The following is a 21,849-nucleotide window of genomic DNA, read 5'->3' as shown; positions in this document are numbered from 1 at the left end:
GGCGCCGGGTGCGCTGGCGGGTGGTCATGGCCAGGGCCTCAACTGCTGCAACACCAATTCGTGCAGCTCCTTACCGTTTCGGCTCATGCGTTGCCCGCGCAACTGCCATTTTTTCGTGCTGGGCCAGCAATCGATCATTCGCCCATCGGGAAGCGTAAGCACGACGTGGTAGCCGTTGTTGTGCTTTTTGTGGGCGATGCCGGTTCGAGACAGCCAACCGTCAAAGCGCTGCATGGCTTCGGCCTTCATGCGTTTTTTGTGGCCTTCGGGGTTTGGCTCGCTGCCTTGGCCGCCACAGTTGCGGCAACACCGCGTGTAACCAACATCCTCTCCGATGAACTCGCAGCAGCTCATGCAGTGGCTGCCGCCTTCGATATTGTCTTCAAAGAAGCTCACGGCCGAACCCTCACCGCGATCCGGCCGCCTTTCATGGTTGGAGCCAAGCGCTGCGGCAGATCCCGCACCAAGTCTTCACGCTTGCGACCGATCAGTTCGTTGAAGGGAAGGCCGAAGCCGAGGATGGCGATGCGGCGCTCGATATCGTCGAGTTGCTCATCAGCCAGCGATTTCACGATTGGCGTGGTCATGCAGCCTCCTTGCGGTGCCTGGTGATTTTCAGCAGGCGCTGGCAGTAGTGGTTGAATTCTTCGACGGTGATCACGTTGCCGGTGAGCATGTTCGTGATCATTCGTTGCACGACCACCTGGGCGCCCGGCTCGCTGGCAGGGTGCTCAAGGCATTCAAGTGCCTCATCGATCAAGATGTGCGGGCTCATAGGTCGGCATCCACATCGTCTTCGCGCTCTTCCCGTTCCGCCGCTATTGCGTCTTCGGCATAGGGCCTCAGCAGCGCCACGGCAATCTTCTCGACCGCCTCAATCGGGCGCTGCTGGCCAAGCAGGTCAGCAGCGTGGGCCCTGGCATCGCTCTGGCTGCCGAGCATTGCCGACAGCAGCAGGCGGGCAAACGAATCACGCTGATCCAAGTCGTCAATCTGACGCTGGTTCAGGTGGCCCTGCAAGACCGTGCAGAACCGGTCGAACGTTACGACCTGCGGCTGGCCGTATCGCCGCTTCCACTTGATGTCGACGCCGCACACCAGGCGCTCCGCCGAATGCTCAAGCCAGTCCGTCACCTCGTCGCTTTCGCTGACATCTGGAGGCAACTGAGCGTCGTAACGCTCCTGGCAAATCTTCAATGCTGCATTCATGGTCGCCTCCAGTGTTCCAGGTCCAGCCACAGGTAATCGACGTGCTGCCCTGGCCCGTTCTGGGCATAGACGCGGTCGCGGTGCTTTAGATTGACGTGCAGCTTTGCCTTTTTCCGCTTGGGCCAGGCACTGCCGCAGATCTTGCAAACGTGAGCTACAAGCTCTTCGGCCATGGCGACCTCCAGTGTTTGGGGTTAGGCGTACAGCGGGACGACATTCACTCCACCGACATGCGCTGCCACGCGGCGGGCCTTCTGCTCATCGGCAGCCTTGTAGACGTCCAGCGTTTCGCCGTTGTCCTTGTCCACCAGCAGAAACGCCGCTGGCGTCTTTACCGATTCGCGAACCTCTGCCGCGAGCTCATCAAGCTTTCGCTGTGATTCGCGGCCTGCTTTTTGGCTTGGCATGACTCTCTCCATTCGTTGGTTCACCTGTATTCGCTCAACACTCATGCCACCCGCTGGTTGCCGATGGGCGCGGGGTGAGTGCTGACGGGTAGAGGCGGGGAAGGAAAGTAGCGTTCTCGATGGTGGCGTTGTGGCATTATTGAGCGGTCAAGCTTTTTTGATGCCCATCTAAGGAGTGATGCAATGCCAAAGTTTTTCATCGATAAAGGCAACCTGAAAGCTACTGCTCAATTGCTTTTTGACGCGAAACGGATGCCAGATGTAGAGGATGCGATATCCGTTGAGCAGGTTCTCATTGAGAGGCTTAAAGAGGAGTTTGTTAATTCTCGGGACGACTTCAATATGTCCGCGTGCCCATGCATTTACGGCCCGGTTTATTGCTTGCCGGCGACGATGCCAAACGAACCTACCGATCACGTTGTTTTAAACCTAACGATTCGTCCTCGTGATGCAGAGATCACACCCTGGACGTTTGAAGCTCTTTAACCAGGCCGGCTCGGGGTGTGATTTGCCCTCACTTACTCAGGGATTCCGGCTGTCCGAGGAATCCTTTCGACAGCGTTTCAGATCACCCCCCGATAAAGCCTGGTTCTTTGAAGTGCCAGGGCCTCGGGCAGTTTGCTACAGGATGTCGTGGTGCTGGTTGTTCAGTGGTGCAGCACGCCCCGGCCAAAGGGCTTGAAGCAGCAGGCGCAGACTGCGATACCTGTCTCCTGCTGGATCTCAATGCTGCGTGCGGTGTTGCGGTACATCACTGCAGCGGACGAAAGGCCGGATCGCTCAGCTTCGTCCGCTACCAGAAGCCATCCTGCGATTGCTGGGTTTGGCGTCGCTGGCGCGGCCAACTCGATTTCGATTTGCATCGTCTTGCCCTCGGTTGATTTCCGATGCCCACCGCTCTGGATGGGCATCAGTGAAAAGGTCCGTCATGCTGCTGGGTGAGGATCGAGGCCGCACTCGGCGTGAAACTTCTGAACGCTCATCTGCGCCCGTCCGTTGCAGCACTTGTCGCGCCAGGCGGTGAAGTTGAAGTGCAGGGTTCTCAGTTCGTCTTGCGAAAGCTTTTCCATCGTCTTGCTCCCAGTTGATTTCCAATGCCGCCTCATAGAAGCGGCATCAGTAAATCTGTGGGTGTTTCATCTCCACCACGCGCATCGCCCGATTCATATCTCTAACCTGCGTCACACATTTCGTACTCGGTGTTCTTCGCAGATCGGCTTGCGTGGTTTCGCGTACTCACATCTGGTGAGCACGGCCAGTTCCAGAGCTGGCATGGGGATCGAATTTGTTTTTCGCGCTGTTCGCCGTATTGGCGATGCCTCAAGGGCTTCCCGTTTCCGGGGATCGATCCGCGAAGATTTCAGGTTGTTAAAGAACGGCGGGCGGAGGCCCTTCGCAGTGGCTGTGTATCGCTGCTATGAGTTAACATTACCGTACGGTAATAAATCTAGTCAATACCAATGGGTAATTAAATTGTGCCGGCCACAAAAAAGCCCGCTCGATGGCGGGCTATCTGTAATATCTGGGGCGCCGATCCTTCAGCACCGCCAGTGTGCAATCTCGCGGATTGCCAGCTCAATGGTGGCACGACGAAGGGCAGAAATAAGAAGACCGGCGTTTTGTCAGGCTCGATGCTGGATGCCTATGATGCTAATTCCAGGGTGTTACCCCTCACAAGCACCCGGATCTTTGTATGCTTCGCACCAGGCGGCCTTCAGAAGGATTCTGCATTCCGCGTCGTATTTTTCACGTAGCTTGGCAGTGCTAGCTGGCGTCATCGGCCCGGGTGTCTCTTTGTGCAAGTCCACCATTTTCTGCGCAACGTCCTCCTGAGCCTTCGGGGTATCGCCAGCATGCACCAAAAGTGCATAGAAGGCTTTTGAGGACTGCTTGCGGCTTATGTCTGGCTGGTCACCAGCTACTGAAAGCACTTCGTAGTACGCCGCGCAGTGGATGTCTCTGTCAGATTGAGTTTCAGCATGGGCGACTAAAGAAATGCTAGCGAAGATGGCGAAGAGGGCCAGCGGCATCGGGGATAGGCGCATGAAAACGAGTCCATTCGAGAGGGGCTCGGATTTTATCAGCTCAGGACGCAGATACAAGAAGCCCGGCGCTGGGCCGGGCTATTCTAAGTCGCTCGATAGTGTCCAGCCGGCTACGTATAAAACATGAGATGAGGGTGGTTTCTCGGCCGATTGCGTGTGGCTATCGATCTTAACCTCTTCGCGCCGGGTTCGTTGAGGTGGAGGGAGAATGCTTTCGACCCCTAAGCCTATTTTTGGCGTTGAGTTTCTCTTTCGTGCAGTTTCCTGAGCAGAGTCAGAGAATGAAGCGCTTCCTTTGAATAGGCCACGGCGATTTGCTTTGCGCCGCTTTTTCTTTGTCTGGGCGATCGATACGAAGGACTCACCCTCGACCTCAATGATTTTCTGATAGTAGCCGAGATGCGCAATAAGCCTACTGGCCAAGACCTCAAAGTCCCCGCCCTTCCTAGTTTCCCTCAGCACTCGGTACAGCTGGCAGAGCTGTTGCCATTCCTTGTCGTCAACATGTGCGGGCCTATGGAAGCCCAGGGCATTAAGAAGCTCAGGAAGCTTCTTGGGTAGCGTCATTTGCTGCAAATCTGCTGGAGTTGGCAATGTCATGATCACCTCCTTGAGATGCACCCCTCTCATAGATCTAGGGTGGGGCGCTACTATCTTAGATCCTTTCCGGTAATTTTCAGCTGAGGAAGATATAGAAACCCGGCGCTTGGCCGGGCTTTTTACGACTATTTATCAGCTATGCGTGTATAAATTTGGCCGCTGTAAACGCGATTACGGCTAGCGCGATTGCCGTACTGATAAACCACTTCGTCTGTGATGTGAAACCTTCAGCTATGGCGGTTTTCAGATCTGCGATATCAGTTTTGGTGGCCGTGGTCTTTTCGAGAGATTCGAGCTTAGTTTCCACGCGCACGAGCTTCTCCCGAATCTCTTGGGATGCTTTTTCAAGTGCTATTACGCGCGCTTCCATTGGATGACCTCCCGGTGGTTCATGCCCACCAGTATTGCCTCCCGATCCAACTTTGTCACCCTTGAGGGCCTGAGGTAGATGGCCGGCGGTAAAAATCTGATGGTCAGACATTTTCAGTGACCTCATCACCTGCTGGGTTTTTATCAAGCCACTCCCTAATAAAGCTTGCCCTGTGCGCCCTCAAGAACCCGCAAACGTTGCATATGATTTTCAGCTCAAGCACTGGCGAATCATCAAGCGTGCGCATACCGCTATCCGAGAGAGAGAGCGGAGAGCCTTCAATCTCAGATGGGAGAGCCCAGGAAACCGATTTGCACATTGGGCACTCGCCGGGACTTGACTGGCTTTTGAAAAATCTTACAGCCTCGTCAAAATAGATAGCCAACTTTTGCGTTTCTGTCTCATCACTTGATGGCATTAATCGATCCTTGAAGCAGATTGGTTAAACTTCTCATTTGGCCTATTCCCGCCCAATCCTTCCCGACTTCACCTCTTCCGCATACCCGGTCAGCCGATCCTCGTCCGCATGAAGCACCGTGCACATCTTCAGCACGGCCTGGGCGTCAGCCTCGTTCCCGGCAAGGCTCAGTCGCTCCGCAATCCTCATCAGCTCTACGGCTGACCATTTGAGGTCGGAGGCGACGCCTTGCAGGTCGCGCTTAAGATCTTGGTTTGGTTTGGTCAGGGACACGGAGCCTCCAGCAAAAATCCACGCAATTTTTACTCCGCTTTAGCTTTGCAAAGTCGCATCGCCACGTTATGAGCACCGCCAAGTCGTTCAACAATTGACTCCCAAGACTTGCTGCTGGCAACGGAGAGAGCTGCCGCGTGCTTTCCTGTATCACGGGATTCAACAGCCTCACGGATAGTCAGCAGAAAGCGCAAGAAGTCGCCGCCACTTAATGGGATCTGGCCAATTTCGGAGGCCATCGTCGCCTCGTATTCGAAAAGGCCGGATAGCCTCGTACACGGCACCCAAATGCCCTGCCAGGACTTTTCGATAATCTTTGGCGGAGGCTGTGCACGATCCCAGTGAGTATCGTTATGGTGCTGCAATATCCTCAGCGGCGTCCTTAGCTGCATAGTCGCGCAGAATTTGAAGTGCTGGATCAGTTCTGCATCATCCCACTGCGGCGCTTCGCTCTTGTACGTCATCCTTGGCATTTTGGTAATCGCCTAAAGCTTCCGGGCATTCCAGACAAGCAGGACGCGAGCCTGGATATGCACTTTGGCGAGCATATCGCCCTCGATCATGATTGCCGGATACACAGGGTTATCTGAAATCATGCGCAGGGAGCCGCCTGTCAGGCGCTGAAGCCGCTTAATGAAAAGCTCGCCCTCCAACGTGAAGACATAGATCGCGTCTGTTCGAATCTCGGTGATGCCGCGATCTACCAGCAGGGCGTCGCCGTTACGGAACGTGCCCTCCATGCTGTCACCATCGCCATCGATGATGGCCAGGTTCTCTAGCTTGGAATACGACAAACCCTGAGTCTTGAGCCAGTCAAGGTGAACGGTGATATCCCTGATCACCTCGATATGGTCAGGTGGCACTCTTCCAGGCCCCATCGAGCCAGCTACATCTAGCTGGGGGATGGTGATGAAGTTGGCGTCCCGAGACTTCCTTCGCGAATCAATAGGAATCACGTTGCTCTCCCTGGCGTCGCGTTCACCAATCGGGGCATCTAGCGCGTATCTGGCAAGGCCGAATTCGCTTTCTATTTCCCGCGCGAAGTCCTCTCCAATGGTTTTTGCGCCGTTTTTTTCCGGCTCAAAAAGACATCTGGAGATGAAGTTCTGAGGCTTCTTCAGCTTTTCTGCGAGGCGCGACTGTGCGCCGCGAGCGCCAACCCCGTATTCGGTGTCCATCAGCTTTTTTAGGTTGTGCCTGCGCACTTCGCGAATATCCATCTTGCGATTCTCTACGGGTCATTACTCATTGGTAAATGACCATTCGGTATTGATTAAAAGGTTACCGTGCGGTAATAATTGCGCATCACAGAGGAGAACCGTGATGCGAACTAAGCACACCCAGCTTTTGGAGTGGCTCAAAAGCGCTTCCGACGATGCCGTCGAGCGCACCGGGACCTCTCGCGGCTACCTGAAACAAATTGCCTACGGGAACAAGCAAGCCTCCGCTGCGCTTGCGGTTTCGCTTGAGCGTGAATCGGCAGGCGCCCTAAGTCGCCGGTCGTTACGCCCTGCTGATTGGAATTTGATCTGGCCAGAGCTTGCCTCTGCCGCCTGACATCCCTGTTCGCCGTTCCATTGAAGCCAGATTAGAAGAGAGCAGCCCCCATGCAAACGTCCAGTTCCAGACACACCGTACAAACCCGTGATCAGGTGCTGGTCGCCCATGCTCAAAACCAGATCGCCCGCACCAGCTTGAGCCAGGACGATTTCGCCCAGGCGCTGAGCCGTGAGCTGTATCTATCGATCCCTGATCGCGCCAAAGAGAAGGTCGTCCCGGACTTCAATTCGCCTCAACTGACCGGCGACGTGAGTGAGTTCGTGAAAGCAACCGGCCGCTGGCTCAAACGTGTACAGCGCTGGTTGAACGGCGATCAGGAAATGCCGTCCTGGCTGGAAGAGTCGTGGGTCAACGCCCTTGAGCCTGAATACCGCGATCACTGTGTAAACGAGCTGGCGAGCCGCCACGGCTTGACCGGCGCCCGCCAGATGACCAGCGACCAATGCGCAAACAAAAGCTTCGGCGCACTGATCCGTGCGCTGGGCGATGTGATCGACACGGGCAGCGAAGTGTTTGACGACCAAGTGATGTGCGAGCAGGACCTGCCGCACTTGCCAGCGTTCGCCAAACAGTGCCGCCAGGTTGAAGCGAAGGCGGGGGAGTTGGGGCGTCGTGCGGAGCAACTGCTCGCAGCGGCCCGTCCACTGAAATCCATCGCCTGAATTCCAGGCACAAAAAAGCCGACGTACGAGGTCGGCTTCTTCAACAGCGGTAAGCGAGAGAAATCATGCCAAACATTGTTCCTATACACAACCCTCGGGGGTTCACCCGAATGGACAACCAGATGATGGATGGCTTGATGGCCATCGATTTGTCGGCGCGCGAAATGAAGATTGTTTTGTACGTGGCCAAGGCCACCTTGAACTTCAGCACGGGCGCCCATCGCATCCCGGCGGTCGATATCGCCAAGGCAACCCACATCCACCCTGACACGGTGTCGAAGGCGATCTCCGGCTTGCTGCGCCGTCGCGTGCTGTACCGAGAGGGTGGTGCACGCGGTGACATCGGCGTTTGCGACCCAAAAGAATGGATTTTCGTAGTAGGGCCGAAACAGACCATATCGTCTGATTCGGCTAAAGTGGTCCGAATCGGCTCAGCCGCGAAACAGACCAAAACCGACGACTCCCTTCTTTATACAAAGAAAAAACCCCTATTAACTCTTTCTTCGAAAGAGATTAATCCGCCCCAAGAGCCAACCGAACCGCCGAAGCCTGACCGCAAGGCACCGTTCGGCATGACTCAGTTGCTGGCCGACAACCCGCACAACATCCCCGAGCAACTGCTGGCCGACTGGCTGACTCAACGCAAGGCCAAGCGCGCCGCAGTGACCTCCACCGTCTGGTCAACCGTGAACACCGAACTAGCCAAGTGCACCGAGGCCGGGATCACCGCCGACGACGCAATCACCGAAGCGCTGAATTCCGGATGGCAGGGGTTCAAGGCTTCGTGGGTGATCAAGCGTTTGGCTGAATCCGCACCGGCACCTGCCCCTCAGTCGCGCCACACCGGCTTTGCCGAACGGAACTACACCGATGGCCTGATCCAACGGGAGGACGGTTCCTATGCGATCTGAGCCAGTCCAACCAACACCGGACCTGCCGCCGGGCACTCGCATTCAGCCCGCCCACTGCGAAACCCACGGCCACTACGACCAGAAGGTTTTCCCGGTGCTGGGCCGAGAGTTGAAAAGCGGCTGCCCTGAGTGCGGCCGGATCATCCAAGAGAAGGCAGACGCTGCGCAACAGACCAACAAAGCGATGGAGCTGCGCATGGCGATGGAGCGCAAGCTCGGTGCCGCACTGATCCCCAAGCGCTTCGCCAGCAAGACTCTGGATGGCTACGTCGCCACCACCACGGAACAGCGAAAGGCGCTGAACACCTGCCGGCGGTATGCCGCTGAGTTCGCGCAGATCGCCGAGACTGGCCGCTGCCTGTTGCTGCTGGGAAAACCCGGCACCGGCAAGACGCATCTGTCCGTGGCGATCGCGAACGAGATCATGGCCAAGTCCAGCGCAACGGCGGTGTACCGCACCATCGGCGCCGTGCTGCAGGCCATCCGCGCGACCTACGACCACTCCAGCAACCAGAGCGAAAGCCAGATCTTGTCGAGCCTGATCAGCCCCTCGCTGCTCATCCTGGACGAGATCGGCGTCAGCAAGGAGAAGCCGAGCGACTTCGAGCTGACGACCCTGTTCGCAATCATCAACGGCAGGTACGAAGAGCTGCGCCCGACGGTGATCGTTTCCAACCTGGATGGGCAGTCGTTGCCAGGGGCCATCGGCGAACGCTGCATTGATCGGCTGCGGGAGGGCGGGGTGATCGTCATTCCGTTCGAGTGGGAATCACAGCGCGGCAAGGAGGGCTTTTAACATGACTGAATTTGTAGAGGTGAACACGGGAGATCTTTCGGGAGCTGCGCTGGATTGGGCTGTGGCAAAGGCTGCTGGCGAGAAAGTTACCGTCATGCCAGGTATGGCATGGAAGACCCATCACGTATGGACCGCCGGATCATTCAAGCTTTACAGCCCGACCACGGATTGGAGTCAGGCCGGCCCGGTGATCGAGAAAATCAAAATTGGCTTCGGCCCGGTCCGCAGCGGCTGGGTAGCACACCCGCATCGCCCGAATGCGCCTACCGAATGGCTTAACGCTGGCGAACCTTTGGTTGCGATCTGCCGTGCAATCGTCGCAGACAAACTCGGCATGTCCGTGAGGGTTCCAAAGGAGCTGATGCCATGACCATCGACAAGCAGAAACTTCAGAAACTGCTGTGGAGTGAAGTCGCCTCTTGGAAGGCCGACTGCGCCGACTGGAAGCGCAACACCGAGGCGCTGGATGAATTCCTGGGTGAGAAGACCCTACCGGAGGTGGCGCTGGAGCTGCTGGCAGAGAACGAGTTGGCCCGCATGCGTATCAAGGAATTGGATCTGCTGTTTGGCCGCTACCTCCTCGCCATGCGCTCGGCCCTCATCGAGGAAGAGCACGGCAAGGGCCCGGCCGCCGCAATGGAGTGGATATACAACTCGCTGGCCGGCCCGGGCGAGCTACCTCCAGAGGGCGAGACCGACAGCCAGGCCTACTTCGACCGCGAGATCGTCGCAGTGGATAACGGAATGCAGGAGGTAATGGCGTTCCACGAAGGCCTGCGCGCCGCCATAGGCAAGGGAGAGCAGTCATGAGCCCGATCATCACTCACCAAATGCAGCCCTGCCCATACAGCTGCGTGTCGACCTGCCTTGCAATGATCGCTGGGCGCCCGGCACAGGAAGTCATCGAGCAGATGCACCAGCCTTATCGGGATGGTGATCTGACCCTGCGGCAAATGCTGGAGCGCCTGGACGTTGAATACACGGCGTTCTTCAGTCTGGACTGCCCGCCGCTGGCCGATGAAGGCGTTTATCTGTGCACATCACCGTCGCTCAACATCGAAGGCGGCAACCACCAGATCCTGATCGAGGTCACCGACGAGGGCTACTTCGTATTTGACCCGGTGCAGGGGCGCGACGATCGGAAATATTACGTGGCGCGCGGGCGCGGCGAGGGTATTCCGCTGGCGATCGACCTTGGCGGCTTCGTCGTCGACGCCTTTATCTCGCGCGACCATCTTTTGGTCCAGCGCAACGGCGAGCCTTTGGCGGAGGTTGCAGCATGACCAAGCCCGCCAAGCCCCGCCCAATGCCCGTGTATCTCGTACTGCGCCGCCTGGTAGATCCGGCCACAGGCAAGGAGGTAGCCGCGTTCGTGCCGTCCTCCGACGCCGACCGGTCGATCCTGCGCGAACGTGATTTCCGGATCAACACGAAGATCCGCGCCGACCTCAAGCAGCCGCGCAACCCACGGTTCAACGGTTTGGTCCACGGCCTGGGCCGGGTGCTGAGCCAGAACATCGACCGGTTCTCTGGCAAGCAGTCCCACGACGCGATCAAGGCCCTGCAACTGGAGTCGGGCGTGTACTGCGACGAGGAGCTGTTCGACATCCCAGGGCTGGGCCAGCTCACCCGCAAGACACCCCGCAGCCTTTCCTACGACTCGATGGGGGAGGAGACATTCCAAGACTTCTGGCGCCAGTGCTGCGCGTATCTGGTGCTGCACGACTGGCCAACCCTCACCGAAGAGCGCCTGACCGAAATGGCCGAGTTCGAAGCGTTTAAGGAGGTTGCATGAGCCTTCTCGACTCCTTTACTGACGATGAGCTGCTTGAAGAAATTGTTCGTCGACGCAACAGCACTAAGAGCAATCGGCAGCCCGCCAGGTGGTGCGAGGAGTGCCTGAACTTCCGCACATGGAGCGAGAAAAGCTCAGTCCCCGCCGACTACAACCCTTGCTCCAAGAAGCACCAGATGGATTTCCATACGCCAACAGCATGGCAGTCACCGGAGTGCTTCGGGCACTACCGAACCATATGCACTGACCGGCAGGAGTGCCCGCAATGACGCTTAAGCGCACTCCATTGCAACGCAAGACTCCGCTCACGTCAGGCGGCCCACGTCGCAAGCGCTGCCCATCGTGCCGGGTGATGTTCACTCCAGCTCGCGCCGCGCAAGCCGTGTGCGGAGAGATCGAGTGCGCGGTCGCACACGGCAAGTCCGAGAAGGGCCGGGCGATCGCTGGCAAAGCCCTGGCAGAAGTAGGTCGCCGCGATATCAAGGTCCGCAAGGAGAAGCTGAAGAGCCGCGGCGATCATCTCAAGGATGCTGAGAAGGCTGTGCGCGACCATCGGCGCACCTACGAACTAAGCATCGGCAGTGGCTGCATGAGTTGCGGCGAGTCGCAGGAATCGATTTTGGCGGCTCAGGGATGGAAGACTGGAGGCGCATTTGATGCCGGCCACTTCCTTGGCAAGGGCGCCCGGCCAGAGTTGCGTCTTGAGCCATCCAACATATGGCTTCAGTGCAAGGCCTGTAACTCAGGCTCCTACATGCACGCCCGTAAAGGATACACCGTTTCCCAAGGCTTTCGAACAGGGCTCATCGCCCGCATCGGCCTTGAGGCTGTCGAAGCGCTTGAAGCTGACCACGAACCGCGCAAACACACCGTAGATGAGCTCAAGGCGATCACCGCTGAATACCGGGCCAAGACCAAAGAACTGAAGAAGGGGCAGGCAGCATGAAACTGATCAACGCAAGGCAGGTATGGACCGAAGCTCAGCACGAATCGAACGCGTCGATCAGCGCTGTGGCCATCGACAAAGCACAATCGGCACCGATCAAGAAGGGGCAGCGCATGCGTCGCGCCGAAGCCGTGTTCGCTGCGCTGGGGGATGACAAGGAAGAGCGCATTCAGGTTGTGCGCCAGAAGATCAGCATCAGCGAGACGCGCGGAACGCCCGCCGGCCGCTCCACCGCCCGGGCTGCACACCTGGCCACCATCGGCAAAGTACTGCGTGCCATCGACACGCTTCCTTTCCAGGTGCAGCAATTCGGGCACTACCTGTACCACCCAGCGATGAACATGAAGCACCTGTTGAACGCGGTGCTGCTGATCACCGCCAAAGCGGCTCTGCCTGACCTGACTTCGGCCAAGCGCGTGAAGGCGCAGTACCTGGTTACCCTGGCCCTGCAATCGTACAAGGGGGAGGTCGCCGGATCGGCAGAGTGGGGGCCGGCCCGTGTTGCCGCTGAGATGCTGACATTTTTCGGCGTGACCATCGACCCGAAGAACTGGACGCGTGACTGGCTCGACCTGTGGGAGTCCCTGAAAAAAGTGATCGAGGAAGTGGATATTCAGGCCCAGCAACCACTATGGCAGGTGATTCACTCGGAAAAAGATCAAGAGGCGGCATAATCATATTGACATGACGGGGTTTTGCGCGTACTTTTCCCATAGTGCACAAGTAGCGCGAAACGCACACGAGACCCTGAACCCGGCCAAGCGCTGGGTTTTTGTTTTCGAGCATCCTTAAATTCTGTAAAGTCCCCGCACCACAATTTCAATAGGTGATTAGGGATGATTTCTACCTTAAATGATTTGATAAGAGCTCTCGTTGAAATCAGAGAAAAGGCAAGTGATGTGCAGGCATGGGATGACAATGACGGAGAGGCAACTCTTAACGGCTTTGCTGATTCTGGTGTAGGGGGTCAACGGTCTGATGATCTCCAGGCACCAATTAGCAGGGCCGTGGCCATTGCTTCCAGCGTTCTAACCTTCAATCAAGACGAAGGCCCGCTAGATAAGCGGCAAGCAAGTGCTCTCGAAGAAGCAGGTTTCAGGGTTCTTGATCGAGGCTTCGAAAATGTTGTTGTTGAAATTCGGCCTACAGAATCAGCTTTGGAAGCTGCAGAAAGCGACGAAGATTGCGATCACATTCCTTCGCCAATGGAATTGAAGTTATTCGAAAACTCCCAGTAAAACTAAGCCAGCGTCCAGCGAGATTTTATTTAAACCTCGTAGGGCGAAATTGAATATTAAATCCGCTGCATTACTACCCTTTCAAAGCCCAGCCATCGCGCTGGGCTTTTTCGTTTTCGGCCCCACCACACCCTTCGCTCTGAGCTGGGAGTGCCGTTGGGGCTGACCTATTTCAAACATGCCCCACGGAGTCGAGCGCATGGAGTATCTACAGCGCCTGCTCGACAAGATCGACAGGTTTGAATTACTGATCGCGGGCCTCGTTGGCGCTGTGATCGCCAGCTGGTGGCACAAGGACGACCTGAACGACTGGCGCGCCTGGATGATCTTCCTCATCACCGGCATGGCCTGCTCGATCTACCTGACGAGCATGGTCAGCACCTACCTGGGCGTGACGGAGCCGAAGATCGTCGCCGGCATCGGCTTCCTGCTCGGTGCATTCGGCGGCTCGCTCCTCGCGGCCATCAATCGAGCCATCAAATCCGCTGACCTCTGGGCACTCATCCGCCAGCGGTTCGGGGGAGGCAATCCACCATGAATCTTGAACTGATCAACTCCATCGCCTGTGGCCTTATCGCGCTGTGGGCAGCATGGTGCGTACTGAGCGGGAAGGTGAGGGACGGCATCCTCGGGAAGCTGATCTACTCGACGATCGCCATCAGCGGTTTCGTCGTTATGGCGCGCAGCCAGAACATCTTCTTCGGGCCGACCAGCGCAGGCCTGACACTACACGTCGCTCTGGCCCTGGCCGGTGCCCGGCACATCTTCATGGTCACGTACTGGAAGCCGGTAAAAGCCTGGCTGTGTCGGACGCTGAACTGCGAGCACTGCATGAGCTGTGACAAGGCACCTGGCGGTGTCGAGCGGCGGGGCAAGTAACCCGCGCCACGTTTTTGAATGCGTCAAATCGTGGCGCGAGGTTTTGCAGGTGAGCAACTTAAATCATATGTATCAATGGATTGGAGGGTTTTCTGTTCGGAGCAAATGCTCTGCGCCGATAACTTGCATCCGTTCGTTGTTGTACTTCTCATCAAGCGAAAGGTATTCGTCCTGTTCTTCTAAGGACTTATGTCTCGTGGCCACGCTTAATGCAACGTACCTCTCAGACTCCTCACGTGTGAGCCCTACAAAGATTTCTCGGTCAAACTGATCAGTGTTAAGGGCGCGAATTTCGTTAAGCAAAGCCCTGCTTTGGTCATCAAGCGGCAACTTATTCGATTCTCTGTTTAACAATTCGCAATGAGCTTCTGCGTCAGACAATGTTTCGTATTGGCCTGGCAGATTCCGCTTTTCGAGAGTGTCGTAAACGTCATGTCCCTCTGGGGATGCCTTTGACGTTCTTCTGGCCCCTTCGACGCCAGTTAACTCAACGTGAATCTTCCGTTTTACCTTGTATCTCGGTTCCATTGTGTCTTCCTTGCGCTGAATGGCTAAGTCTCATCAATACCGGCAATCAGCCACTGTTTCAAGCTGAAGGTGACCCATGGACAGGCCATACCCGCCATCGTCTCTGCTTGAGCTGTCTGAGCTCTCCGACTTCGGTATCCGCCTGACTCCAGCCCCTGAAGTATGGGAATGGCTCCAAACCGAGATCCTTGCCGACACAGGCAGCATTCACAACGAAGACCATGCCCATCTACTGGATGCAGACATCCGGGTCATGTGGGCGTCGTCGAGCTTCGAGAAGCAGGGCCGCACAGTCCTGGGCCAGGCCGAACAGGTGGCGTTCCGCGCCGGCGGCTGGCAGAAGGCCCGGATGGAGCAGCAGATGCGTGATTGGTTCGGCGATGTGCCGGCCTTCATCATCACGCTGGCTGCCGACTACTGCGCCCAGTGCAGCGACCTTGAGTTCTGCGCCCTGATCGAACACGAGCTGTACCACCTGGCTCACGCGACCGACAAGTACGGTCAACCAGCATTCACCCAAGACGGTGCACCGAAGATCAAGCTGCAGGGCCACGACGTCGAAGAGTTCGTCGGTGTCGTCCGCCGCTACGGCGCAAGCCCTGACGTTCAAGCGTTGGTGGATGCTGCAAACAGTCCTGCTGAGGTGGGGAAATTGAACATTGCGAGGGCCTTCGGAACCTGTCTGCTCAAGTCGGCCTGATTTTAGACAGGTTAAGACGGATGATCGCCAATGGCAGCTCTTCGAAGTGAGGTGAAAGCCTTTATTGTTCAGGCTCTCGCGTGCTTTGACACACCTTCCCAGGTGGTTGAGGCCGTCTTAAAAGAATTCAACGTTGTTGTCACTCGCCAGCAGTGCGAATCACACGACCCAACAAAGGCAGCCGGCAAGGCGCTGGGCGAGAAGTGGGCAACGATGTTCCGTGAGAGCCGCAAGCGGTTCCGCGAAGAGACTGAAGACATCCCGATCGCCAACCGAGCCTTCCGACTGCGCGCCCTGAGCCGCATGGCTGAGAAAGCCGAAGGCATGAAGAATATGGCGCTGACTGCCCAGCTACTGGAGCAGGCTGCCAAAGAGTGCGGCGACATCTACGTCAACCGGGCCCGGAAGGAAGAGGTTGGCGATGAACCGGTGATCCCGACCCGCATCCAGGTCGACGTGGTGGACGCGAGGAAGCCGAATGCCGAGCCTTAATGTTCCGCAGGCTCAGTTCCTCACGCTGCCCCACAAATTCCGTGCGTTCGTTGCCGGGTTCGGCTCAGGCAAGACCTGGGTGGGATGCTCGGCACTGAGCAAACACTTCATGGAGTGGCCAGGCGTTAACGCTGGCTACTTCGCGCCGACTTACCCGCAGATTCGGGACATCTTCTATCCGACCATGGATGAGGTGGCCTACGACTGGGGGCTGAAGACCAAGATCAACCAGGCGAACCACGAAGTTCACATCTACAGCGGCCGGCAGTACCGCGGCACTGTGATTTGCAGGTCGATGGAGAAGCCGCAGACCATCGTCGGTTTCAAGATTGGCCATGCCCTGGTGGATGAGCTGGACGTGCTGACTGCCCTGAAGGCACAGCAGGCCTGGCGCAAGATCATCGCCCGGATGCGCTACAACTTGCCCGGGCTGAAGAACGGTGTGGACGTCACCACGACGCCGGAGGGCTTCAAGTTCGTCTTCCTGCAGTTCGTGAAGCAGCTGCGCGACAAGCCGTCGCTCAAGGAGATGTACGGCCTGGTGCAGGCCAGCACCTTCGACAACGAGTTGAACTTGCCGGACGACTACATCGCCTCGCTGATGGAGTCATATCCGCCACAGCTGATCATGGCGTACCTCAAGGGGCAGTTCGTCAACCTGACGTCCGGAACGATCTACACGGCCTACGACCGCAAGCTAAACGGGTGCTTCGACACCGTGCAGCCCGGCGAGCCGCTGTTCATCGGGATGGACTTCAACGTTGGCAAGATGGCGGCGATCACCCACGTCAAACGCGACCAGGGGTTGCCCAGAGCCGTGGATGAGCTGATCGACGGCTACGACACGCCCGACATGATCCGCCGCATCAAAGAGCGCTACTGGCAGCACGACGGCAACGACTTCAAGAAGACTTGCGAGATCCGGATCTACCCGGATGCCTCTGGCGATTCGCGCAAGTCCGTGAACGCCAGTATCACCGACCTGGCCATGCTTAAGCAGGCCGGGTTCGCGGTCATCGCTCCAGCAGCGAACCCGCCGGTGAAGGACCGTATCAACGCAATGAACGCCGTCTTCTGCAATGCGCAGGGCGAGCGCCGCTACCTGGTCAACTCGCTCACCTGTCCGACCTACGCCGATGGCCTGGAGCAGCAGGTGTGGGGCGCGAACGGGGAGCCAGATAAAACCGCCGGCATCGATCACGCGAACGACGCCGGCGGCTACTTCATCCACCGCGAGTACCCGATCATCAAACCGGTCACCGCTATCAAAATGGGATACGCCCGATGAGCAACGACGTCTCCTTCAAGCGGGCGGAATACACGGCAGTGCTGGACCGCTGGGCAACCGTTCGCGACGTCTGCGCGGGCCAGCACCGGGTAGTCGATCGGCTGCCGTACATCAACGCACACGATAAGTCGCCGGAGAACGAAGACCGGAATCGGGCTTACCGCGAGCGGGCGGTATTCAAGAACGCCACCGGGCACACCCGTAACGGGCTGCTGGGCCTGGCCTTCCATAAAGACCCGACACTCACGGTGCCGAAGAAGCTGGAATACCTGCAAGACAATGCCAACGGCTCCGGCGTGAGCATTTACCAGCACTCCCAAGGAACGCTGGAGAAGGTGCTTGAAGCTGGCCGCCACGGCCTGTACGTCGATTATCATCAGGACGACGGCATCGGCGGTCACTCGGTGATCCTGTCCTATTGCGCCGAAGACATCATCAACTGGCGTACAGGCATGGTAAACGGGCATAGCGTGCTGACCCTGGTGGTGCTGCGCGAGTCACCGGAGATCCCGGAAGGGTTCGGCTACAAGACGGCTGAGCAGTACCGCGAGCTGGCGCTTGAGGATGACGGTTTCGTTTGTCGTGTTTGGCGTCGGTCCGGGCCGAAAGGTGGCGGGCCGCTGGCGGTCATCGAAGAGTTCAGGCCGGAAGGCGTCACCGGGCGTCTCAAGGAGATCCCGTTCACCTTCGTCGGCGCGCAGAACAACGACCCAAGCATCGACGAGTCGCCGCTGTACGACATCGCCATGATCAACCTGGGCCATTACCGGAACAGTGCCGATTACGAAGACAGCGTCTTCTGGTGTGGCCAGGCCCAGCCGTGGATTTCTGGCTTGGACGAGCAGTGGGTAAAGCTGCTGGAGACAAAAGGAGTCTATGTCGGGTCACGCGCGCCAATGCTCCTCCCTGCGGGCGGCGCCTTCGGTTACGCGCAGCCGGCACCGAACACGCTGGTCAAGGAGGCCATGGCCGACAAAAACCAGATGATGATCGAGCTGGGCGCCAGGATGGTGGTGGCGTCACTGGCCGCCAAGACCGCTACGGAGTCCCGCGGCGATCAATCCGCTTCAACATCGGTGCTGGCCGGGTGTGTGGCGAACGTAAGTGAGGCCTATACCCGGGCGATCATGTGGTGCTGCGCCTACATGGGCATCGCTGACAAGAAGGTCGCCTACCAGGTGAATCAGGAGTTCGTCGAACTCACGGCTGATTCGCAGATGATCACGGCCTTGGTTGGCTTGTGGCAGCAAGGCGGCTTCGCCAAGGCAGACCTTCGGACCTATCTGCGAAAGCTGGGCCTGATTGCGCCAGAGCGTACAGACCTGCAGATCGACGGCGAGTTGGAAGAGCAGGGTGACGGACTGGGCCTGGACGACGAGGACAAACCAAATGGCGGCAACCCAAGCAATCCTTGACGCCACGATCAGGCACGCGGTCTTCCTCGAAAAGCTGAAGGCTGGGGAGGTCGGCAAGTTTGCTCCCTTCCTCAAGGAGATTGACCGGTCTATACGGGATCGGCTGACCCAGTCGGACCTGACCGAGTACAACGTCAAGCGTCTGGAAGCGCTGCTGAAGGAGGTGGATAGCCTGCTGCTGGGCATCTTCGACCGCTACAGCGCGCAACTGAACCTGGACTTGGTGGATATCGCCAACTACGAGGCGGAGTTTGAGGCGACCAGTCTTGCCAGGTCGGCGCCGGCTGGTGTGTCGCTGGATGTGGTCGCGCCGAGCGCTGCTGCAATCCGTACCGCGGTACGGACCCACCCGCTCAGCGTGCGTGGCACTGGCGGCGGGAAGCTGCTGAAGGCCTTCATCAAGGGCTGGACCAGTGCAGAGCGTGAGCGCGTCACCGGCACGATCCGGCAGGGCTTCTTCGAAGGGCAGACGAACTTCCAGATCATTCGCAACATTCGCGGCACCAAGACGGCAGGATACAAAGACGGCATCCTGGCCACCACCAACCGCAATGCCAGCACGGTGGTGCACACCGCCATTCAGCATGTGTCGTCCCAGGCGCGGATGGAGGTGGCCAAGGCCAACACGGACATCGTGCAAGAGATCCAGATGGTGGCCACGCTGGATAGCAAGACCAGCCAGTTGTGCCGATCGATGGACAAACGCAAGTTTCCGGTGGATTCCGGCCCAAGGCCGCCTTTCCACCCTAACTGCCGCACCACCTTCATTCTGTTGACCAAGCTCAGCGCGATGTTCGCCAAGGGCGCAACGCGTGCCTCGGTAGGTGCCGACGGCGGAAAGCAGGTCAGTGCTGACCTCGATTACTACCACTGGCTCCAGCAGCAGCCAGCCTCGTTCCAGGACGAGGCTATCGGTCCTATGCGGGCCAAGCTGTTTCGCGAGGGTGGTCTAAGCGTTGAACGCTTCGCAGAGCTGCAGCTTGATCGCAACTTTGCGCCATTAACTCTCGCGCAGATGAAAACACTGGAACCATTAGCGTTCCAAAGGGCAGGCGTCGGCCCGAATTGATCCTAAGGCGTCTGATATCAAGCCCCACGCCTCTCTGTACTGCTCAAGATCGGGTAAGTGCTTCAGATCCACCTTGCTCCAGCCCTCAGATCTAGGAAGGGCCTGGATCGTTGCTACTGGCAAAACATAGTAATGCGGTGGGATAGGCTGCTTTTTGCCGTCTGGAGATCCGCGATTGAGGAATACCGCGACCACAAATTCGCAATCGAAGTTTTTGATGGGGAATCCAGTCGCACCTGTTCTCCAACGGCTTTTTACCTGAACTCGAACGGAAGAGTTTTGCGCAGCGTCGGTAGCCACGATGTCGTATCCAGGCATGTTGGTATAAGTCTTGTAAGCGGCGATTTTGTGAATCAGCAATTGCCCTAGCACGAGAAATTCAGCTCCTTCGCTTTCCAGCCTTGTGTCCATCCGCGCCATAACTTTCACCATTTTTATCGCCCCTGAAATAGGGACGCGATTTCATTTGCCTGCGAGGCAGGCTAATCCAAACCCAAGGGGTGCATCAACGTGGCAGAAGAAAACGAAATCGACCTGGAAAACCCGGCAATCAAGGCCGCTATCGCGACTGCCGTTGAAGCATCCGTTTCCGGTTTGAAAACCAAGAACTCGGAACTGCTGGGCAAGCTGAAGGAAACCTCCGGCAAGCTGACCCAGTTTGAAACACAGTTTGAAGGCATCGACATCGACGCAGTCAAAGGCCTGCTCAGCCGCGCCGGGCAGGATGAAGAAACCAAGCTGCTGACCGAGGGCAAGGTTGACGAGGTCTTCAATAAGCGCACCGAGCGTTTGCGTGGCGAGCACGACAAGCAACTGAAGACGCTCGCCGGTCGCGCTGAGAAGGCTGAAGCCTTCGCCGCGAAGTTCCAGGGCAAAGTCCTGGGCGACTCGGTACGCGGTGCAGCACTAAAAGCCGGCGCATTGCCGGAAGCAACCGACGACATCATCTTGCGCGCCAAAGGCGTGTTCTCACTGAACGAAGAGGGCGAAGCGGTCGCTGTTGACGAGAATGGTCAGACCATCCTCGGCAAAGACGGCAAGACCCCTCTGACTCCGCTCGAATGGGCCGAGTCTCTGCGCGAAAGCGCACCCCACCTGTGGCCAAGGGCTTCAGGGACACATGCCCCGGGCGGGGGCGGCGGCCAGGCTGCATCCAAGCGCTCCGAAATGACCTCCGAGCAAAAGCGTGATTTTCAGCGCAAGCACGGCCAAACCGCATATCTCGCATTGCCCAAGTAAGGGGAAAGACCCATGGCTACTACTGTCAACAGCGACCTGATCATCTACAACGATGAGGCGCAAACTGCTTACCTGGAGCGCATCCAGGATAACCTGGACGTTTTCAACGCCTCGTCCAATGGCGCGATCGTCCTCGACAACGAACTGATCCAGGGCGACTTCCGCAAACGTGCTTTCTACAAGCTTGGCGGCGGCCTGGAACACCGCGATGTCAACTCCGACGGCAAGGTCACCGCCAAGAAAATCGGCGCTGGTGAAGCTGTAGGCGTCAAGGCGCCGTGGAAATACGGCCCGTACCAGACCACTGAAGAGGCGTTCAAGCGTCGCGGCCGTGCCGTAGATGAGTTCTCCCAGATCATCGGCGCCGACGTAGCTGATGCGACCATCGAAGGCTTCATCGAGTACGCCACCGGCGCGCTGAAGGCTGCCATCGGTTCGAACGCCGCAATGGTGGTGTCTGCCAACATCGAAACCGACGGCAAGAAGACCCTGACCCGTGGCATGCGCAAATTCGGCGACAAGTTTGGCCGCATTGCGCTGTGGGTCATGCACTCGTCTGCCTATTTCGACATCGTTGATGAAGCGATCGCGAACAAGGTATACGAAGAAGCGGGCGTCGTGATCTACGGCGGCCTGCCTGGCACCCTGGGCAAGCCGGTGCTGGTGACCGACAAGGCGCCAGTGGACGCGATCTTCGGCCTGCTGCCGAATGCCGTGGTCATCACGGAATCACAGGCCCCGGGTTTCCGTTCGTACGACGTGAACGACGAGGAAAACCTGGCTATCGGTTACCGCGCCGAGGGTACCGTCAACATCGATGTGTTGGGTTACAGCTGGAAGGAAACCACCGGCGGCACCAACCCAACCCTGGCGGCCGTCGGCTCCGCGGCGAACTGGGTCAAGCACTCGGACAGCAACAAGGTCACCGCCGGCGTGATGATCAACCTCACCACCACGCCACCAGTCGGCGGCTGACAACCACCCCAGGAAGCGGCCAGCGATGGCCGCC

General features: G+C 57.8%; 39 protein-coding genes. 22 read left to right on the top strand and 17 right to left on the bottom strand.

Features of this window, described 5'->3' with window-relative positions; translation table 11 throughout:
• Window positions 1-24: 24 nt before the first annotated feature.
• From HBJ59_RS31710 to HBJ59_RS25175, 6 genes are read right to left on the bottom strand one after another with little or no spacing between them, the layout of a single operon-like run.
• The gene (locus HBJ59_RS31710) at window positions 25-396 is read right to left on the bottom strand and encodes a hypothetical protein (RefSeq protein WP_256670896.1); all 372 of its coding nucleotides are present in this window, start codon (window positions 394-396) and stop codon (window positions 25-27) included.
• Entirely contained in the window at window positions 393-587 is a 195-nt protein-coding gene (locus HBJ59_RS25195) for a hypothetical protein (RefSeq protein WP_122736695.1), read from the bottom strand. The genes HBJ59_RS31710 and HBJ59_RS25195 overlap by 4 nt, the downstream gene beginning before the upstream one ends.
• Window positions 584-775: a hypothetical protein gene (locus HBJ59_RS25190; RefSeq protein ID WP_167665134.1), complete on the bottom strand. Its 192-nt coding sequence runs from the start codon at window positions 773-775 to the stop codon at window positions 584-586. The genes HBJ59_RS25195 and HBJ59_RS25190 overlap by 4 nt, the downstream gene beginning before the upstream one ends.
• Window positions 772-1,209 carry a hypothetical protein gene (locus HBJ59_RS25185; protein ID WP_167665133.1) on the bottom strand — a complete coding sequence of 146 codons (438 nt, stop codon included), beginning with the start codon at window positions 1,207-1,209 and terminating at the stop codon, window positions 772-774. Before HBJ59_RS25185 ends, HBJ59_RS25190 begins: the two co-directional genes overlap by 4 nt.
• Window positions 1,206-1,382 carry a hypothetical protein gene (locus tag HBJ59_RS25180; protein WP_167665132.1) on the bottom strand — a complete coding sequence of 59 codons (177 nt, stop codon included), beginning with the start codon at window positions 1,380-1,382 and terminating at the stop codon, window positions 1,206-1,208. Before HBJ59_RS25180 ends, HBJ59_RS25185 begins: the two co-directional genes overlap by 4 nt.
• Window positions 1,383-1,403: 21 nt before the next feature.
• Window positions 1,404-1,616, bottom strand: coding sequence for a hypothetical protein (locus HBJ59_RS25175; RefSeq protein WP_167665131.1), 213 nt, complete (start codon window positions 1,614-1,616; stop codon window positions 1,404-1,406).
• A 183-nt stretch (window positions 1,617-1,799) separates the two neighbouring features.
• Between HBJ59_RS25175 and HBJ59_RS25170 the strand changes: the two genes are divergently transcribed.
• Complete coding sequence (locus HBJ59_RS25170; protein ID WP_167665130.1) at window positions 1,800-2,102, top strand: hypothetical protein; 303 nt, start codon at window positions 1,800-1,802, stop codon at window positions 2,100-2,102.
• 161 nt (window positions 2,103-2,263) lie between these two features.
• On the opposite strand, the gene HBJ59_RS25165 is transcribed toward HBJ59_RS25170, so the two are convergent.
• From HBJ59_RS25165 to HBJ59_RS25125, 9 genes are all read right to left on the bottom strand, one after another.
• Window positions 2,264-2,527: a hypothetical protein gene (locus HBJ59_RS25165; protein ID WP_167665129.1), complete on the bottom strand. Its 264-nt coding sequence runs from the start codon at window positions 2,525-2,527 to the stop codon at window positions 2,264-2,266.
• A 15-nt stretch (window positions 2,528-2,542) separates the two neighbouring features.
• Window positions 2,543-2,686: a hypothetical protein gene (locus HBJ59_RS25160; protein WP_167665128.1), complete on the bottom strand. Its 144-nt coding sequence runs from the start codon at window positions 2,684-2,686 to the stop codon at window positions 2,543-2,545.
• Between the two features lie 594 nt (window positions 2,687-3,280).
• Complete coding sequence (locus tag HBJ59_RS25155; protein ID WP_167665127.1) at window positions 3,281-3,661, bottom strand: hypothetical protein; 381 nt, start codon at window positions 3,659-3,661, stop codon at window positions 3,281-3,283.
• Between the two features lie 78 nt (window positions 3,662-3,739).
• Window positions 3,740-4,261: a hypothetical protein gene (locus HBJ59_RS25150; protein WP_167665126.1), complete on the bottom strand. Its 522-nt coding sequence runs from the start codon at window positions 4,259-4,261 to the stop codon at window positions 3,740-3,742.
• Between the two features lie 136 nt (window positions 4,262-4,397).
• A complete protein-coding gene (locus HBJ59_RS25145; RefSeq protein ID WP_167665125.1) occupies window positions 4,398-4,742 on the bottom strand; it encodes a hypothetical protein in 345 nt (114 codons plus the stop codon).
• The gene (locus HBJ59_RS25140) at window positions 4,735-5,049 is read right to left on the bottom strand and encodes a hypothetical protein (protein WP_167665124.1); all 315 of its coding nucleotides are present in this window, start codon (window positions 5,047-5,049) and stop codon (window positions 4,735-4,737) included. The genes HBJ59_RS25145 and HBJ59_RS25140 overlap by 8 nt, the downstream gene beginning before the upstream one ends.
• Before the next feature lie 42 nt (window positions 5,050-5,091).
• A complete protein-coding gene (locus tag HBJ59_RS25135; protein WP_167665123.1) occupies window positions 5,092-5,322 on the bottom strand; it encodes a hypothetical protein in 231 nt (76 codons plus the stop codon).
• A gap of 29 nt (window positions 5,323-5,351) precedes the next feature.
• On the bottom strand, window positions 5,352-5,786 hold the full coding sequence (locus tag HBJ59_RS31705; protein ID WP_256670893.1) for a hypothetical protein: 435 nt from the start codon (window positions 5,784-5,786) through the stop codon (window positions 5,352-5,354).
• A 21-nt stretch (window positions 5,787-5,807) separates the two neighbouring features.
• Window positions 5,808-6,542, bottom strand: coding sequence for a S24 family peptidase (locus tag HBJ59_RS25125; RefSeq protein WP_167665122.1), 735 nt, complete (start codon window positions 6,540-6,542; stop codon window positions 5,808-5,810).
• Window positions 6,543-6,645: 103 nt separating this feature from the next.
• On the opposite strand from HBJ59_RS25125, the gene HBJ59_RS25120 reads away from it, so the two are divergent.
• The 14 genes from HBJ59_RS25120 to HBJ59_RS25055 all read left to right on the top strand — a co-directional run bounded on the left by HBJ59_RS25120 (window position 6,646) and on the right by HBJ59_RS25055 (window position 14,109).
• Window positions 6,646-6,879: a hypothetical protein gene (locus tag HBJ59_RS25120; RefSeq protein ID WP_073842711.1), complete on the top strand. Its 234-nt coding sequence runs from the start codon at window positions 6,646-6,648 to the stop codon at window positions 6,877-6,879.
• 50 nt (window positions 6,880-6,929) lie between these two features.
• Window positions 6,930-7,544 carry a hypothetical protein gene (locus tag HBJ59_RS25115; RefSeq protein WP_167665121.1) on the top strand — a complete coding sequence of 205 codons (615 nt, stop codon included), beginning with the start codon at window positions 6,930-6,932 and terminating at the stop codon, window positions 7,542-7,544.
• Between the two features lie 65 nt (window positions 7,545-7,609).
• A complete protein-coding gene (locus HBJ59_RS25110; protein ID WP_167665120.1) occupies window positions 7,610-8,455 on the top strand; it encodes a replication protein in 846 nt (281 codons plus the stop codon).
• Window positions 8,445-9,251, top strand: coding sequence for an ATP-binding protein (locus HBJ59_RS25105; protein WP_167665119.1), 807 nt, complete (start codon window positions 8,445-8,447; stop codon window positions 9,249-9,251). The genes HBJ59_RS25110 and HBJ59_RS25105 overlap by 11 nt, the downstream gene beginning before the upstream one ends.
• 1 nt (window position 9,252) lies before the next feature.
• Window positions 9,253-9,621 (top strand): phage protein NinX family protein, encoded by a 369-nt coding sequence (locus HBJ59_RS25100; protein ID WP_167665118.1) that lies wholly within the window; start codon window positions 9,253-9,255, stop codon window positions 9,619-9,621.
• Complete coding sequence (locus tag HBJ59_RS25095) at window positions 9,618-10,061, top strand: hypothetical protein (RefSeq protein ID WP_167665030.1); 444 nt, start codon at window positions 9,618-9,620, stop codon at window positions 10,059-10,061. The genes HBJ59_RS25100 and HBJ59_RS25095 overlap by 4 nt, the downstream gene beginning before the upstream one ends.
• Entirely contained in the window at window positions 10,058-10,534 is a 477-nt protein-coding gene (locus tag HBJ59_RS25090) for a hypothetical protein (RefSeq protein WP_167665117.1), read from the top strand. The genes HBJ59_RS25095 and HBJ59_RS25090 overlap by 4 nt, the downstream gene beginning before the upstream one ends.
• 23 nt (window positions 10,535-10,557) lie before the next feature.
• On the top strand, window positions 10,558-11,046 hold the full coding sequence (locus tag HBJ59_RS25085) for a hypothetical protein (RefSeq protein ID WP_256670892.1): 489 nt from the start codon (window positions 10,558-10,560) through the stop codon (window positions 11,044-11,046).
• Window positions 11,043-11,315 carry a hypothetical protein gene (locus tag HBJ59_RS25080; protein ID WP_167665115.1) on the top strand — a complete coding sequence of 91 codons (273 nt, stop codon included), beginning with the start codon at window positions 11,043-11,045 and terminating at the stop codon, window positions 11,313-11,315. The genes HBJ59_RS25085 and HBJ59_RS25080 overlap by 4 nt, the downstream gene beginning before the upstream one ends.
• Window positions 11,312-11,992: a recombination protein NinG gene (locus HBJ59_RS25075; RefSeq protein ID WP_167665114.1), complete on the top strand. Its 681-nt coding sequence runs from the start codon at window positions 11,312-11,314 to the stop codon at window positions 11,990-11,992. The genes HBJ59_RS25080 and HBJ59_RS25075 overlap by 4 nt, the downstream gene beginning before the upstream one ends.
• A complete protein-coding gene (locus HBJ59_RS25070; RefSeq protein WP_167665113.1) occupies window positions 11,989-12,666 on the top strand; it encodes a hypothetical protein in 678 nt (225 codons plus the stop codon). The genes HBJ59_RS25075 and HBJ59_RS25070 overlap by 4 nt, the downstream gene beginning before the upstream one ends.
• 162 nt (window positions 12,667-12,828) lie before the next feature.
• Entirely contained in the window at window positions 12,829-13,230 is a 402-nt protein-coding gene (locus HBJ59_RS25065; RefSeq protein WP_167665112.1) for a hypothetical protein, read from the top strand.
• A gap of 199 nt (window positions 13,231-13,429) precedes the next feature.
• Entirely contained in the window at window positions 13,430-13,768 is a 339-nt protein-coding gene (locus HBJ59_RS25060; protein ID WP_003218335.1) for a hypothetical protein, read from the top strand.
• Window positions 13,765-14,109, top strand: a complete 345-nt coding sequence (locus tag HBJ59_RS25055) for a hypothetical protein (protein ID WP_167665111.1) — start codon at window positions 13,765-13,767, stop codon at window positions 14,107-14,109. Before HBJ59_RS25060 ends, HBJ59_RS25055 begins: the two co-directional genes overlap by 4 nt.
• Window positions 14,110-14,181: 72 nt before the next feature.
• On the opposite strand, the gene HBJ59_RS25050 is transcribed toward HBJ59_RS25055, so the two are convergent.
• Window positions 14,182-14,637: a hypothetical protein gene (locus HBJ59_RS25050; protein WP_167665110.1), complete on the bottom strand. Its 456-nt coding sequence runs from the start codon at window positions 14,635-14,637 to the stop codon at window positions 14,182-14,184.
• 76 nt (window positions 14,638-14,713) lie between these two features.
• Between HBJ59_RS25050 and HBJ59_RS25045 the strand changes: the two genes are divergently transcribed.
• From HBJ59_RS25045 to HBJ59_RS25025, 5 genes are read left to right on the top strand one after another with little or no spacing between them, the layout of a single operon-like run.
• On the top strand, window positions 14,714-15,337 hold the full coding sequence (locus HBJ59_RS25045) for a putative metallopeptidase (protein ID WP_167665109.1): 624 nt from the start codon (window positions 14,714-14,716) through the stop codon (window positions 15,335-15,337).
• A 30-nt stretch (window positions 15,338-15,367) separates the two neighbouring features.
• Window positions 15,368-15,829 (top strand): DUF2280 domain-containing protein, encoded by a 462-nt coding sequence (locus tag HBJ59_RS25040; protein ID WP_167665108.1) that lies wholly within the window; start codon window positions 15,368-15,370, stop codon window positions 15,827-15,829.
• A complete protein-coding gene (locus tag HBJ59_RS25035; protein WP_167665107.1) occupies window positions 15,816-17,117 on the top strand; it encodes a terminase large subunit domain-containing protein in 1,302 nt (433 codons plus the stop codon). The genes HBJ59_RS25040 and HBJ59_RS25035 overlap by 14 nt, the downstream gene beginning before the upstream one ends.
• Complete coding sequence (locus HBJ59_RS25030; RefSeq protein ID WP_167665106.1) at window positions 17,114-18,532, top strand: DUF4055 domain-containing protein; 1,419 nt, start codon at window positions 17,114-17,116, stop codon at window positions 18,530-18,532. Before HBJ59_RS25035 ends, HBJ59_RS25030 begins: the two co-directional genes overlap by 4 nt.
• Entirely contained in the window at window positions 18,507-19,601 is a 1,095-nt protein-coding gene (locus HBJ59_RS25025; RefSeq protein WP_167665105.1) for a minor capsid protein, read from the top strand. Before HBJ59_RS25030 ends, HBJ59_RS25025 begins: the two co-directional genes overlap by 26 nt.
• Here the strand turns inward: HBJ59_RS25025 and HBJ59_RS25020 are convergent.
• Window positions 19,566-20,033, bottom strand: a complete 468-nt coding sequence (locus tag HBJ59_RS25020; protein WP_256670891.1) for a hypothetical protein — start codon at window positions 20,031-20,033, stop codon at window positions 19,566-19,568. The genes HBJ59_RS25025 and HBJ59_RS25020 overlap by 36 nt on opposite strands.
• 78 nt (window positions 20,034-20,111) lie before the next feature.
• On the opposite strand from HBJ59_RS25020, the gene HBJ59_RS25015 reads away from it, so the two are divergent.
• Both HBJ59_RS25015 and HBJ59_RS25010 read left to right on the top strand, forming a co-directional pair.
• Window positions 20,112-20,840: a hypothetical protein gene (locus HBJ59_RS25015; RefSeq protein WP_073842713.1), complete on the top strand. Its 729-nt coding sequence runs from the start codon at window positions 20,112-20,114 to the stop codon at window positions 20,838-20,840.
• 12 nt (window positions 20,841-20,852) lie between these two features.
• Window positions 20,853-21,815, top strand: coding sequence for a major capsid protein (locus HBJ59_RS25010; protein WP_094988698.1), 963 nt, complete (start codon window positions 20,853-20,855; stop codon window positions 21,813-21,815).
• Window positions 21,816-21,849 lie beyond the last annotated feature (34 nt).

It is taken from the genome of Pseudomonas sp. AN3A02 (assembly GCF_011765255.1).
GTDB lineage: Bacteria > Pseudomonadota > Gammaproteobacteria > Pseudomonadales > Pseudomonadaceae > Aquipseudomonas.
This window is presented reverse-complemented; position numbering and strand designations above follow the sequence as displayed.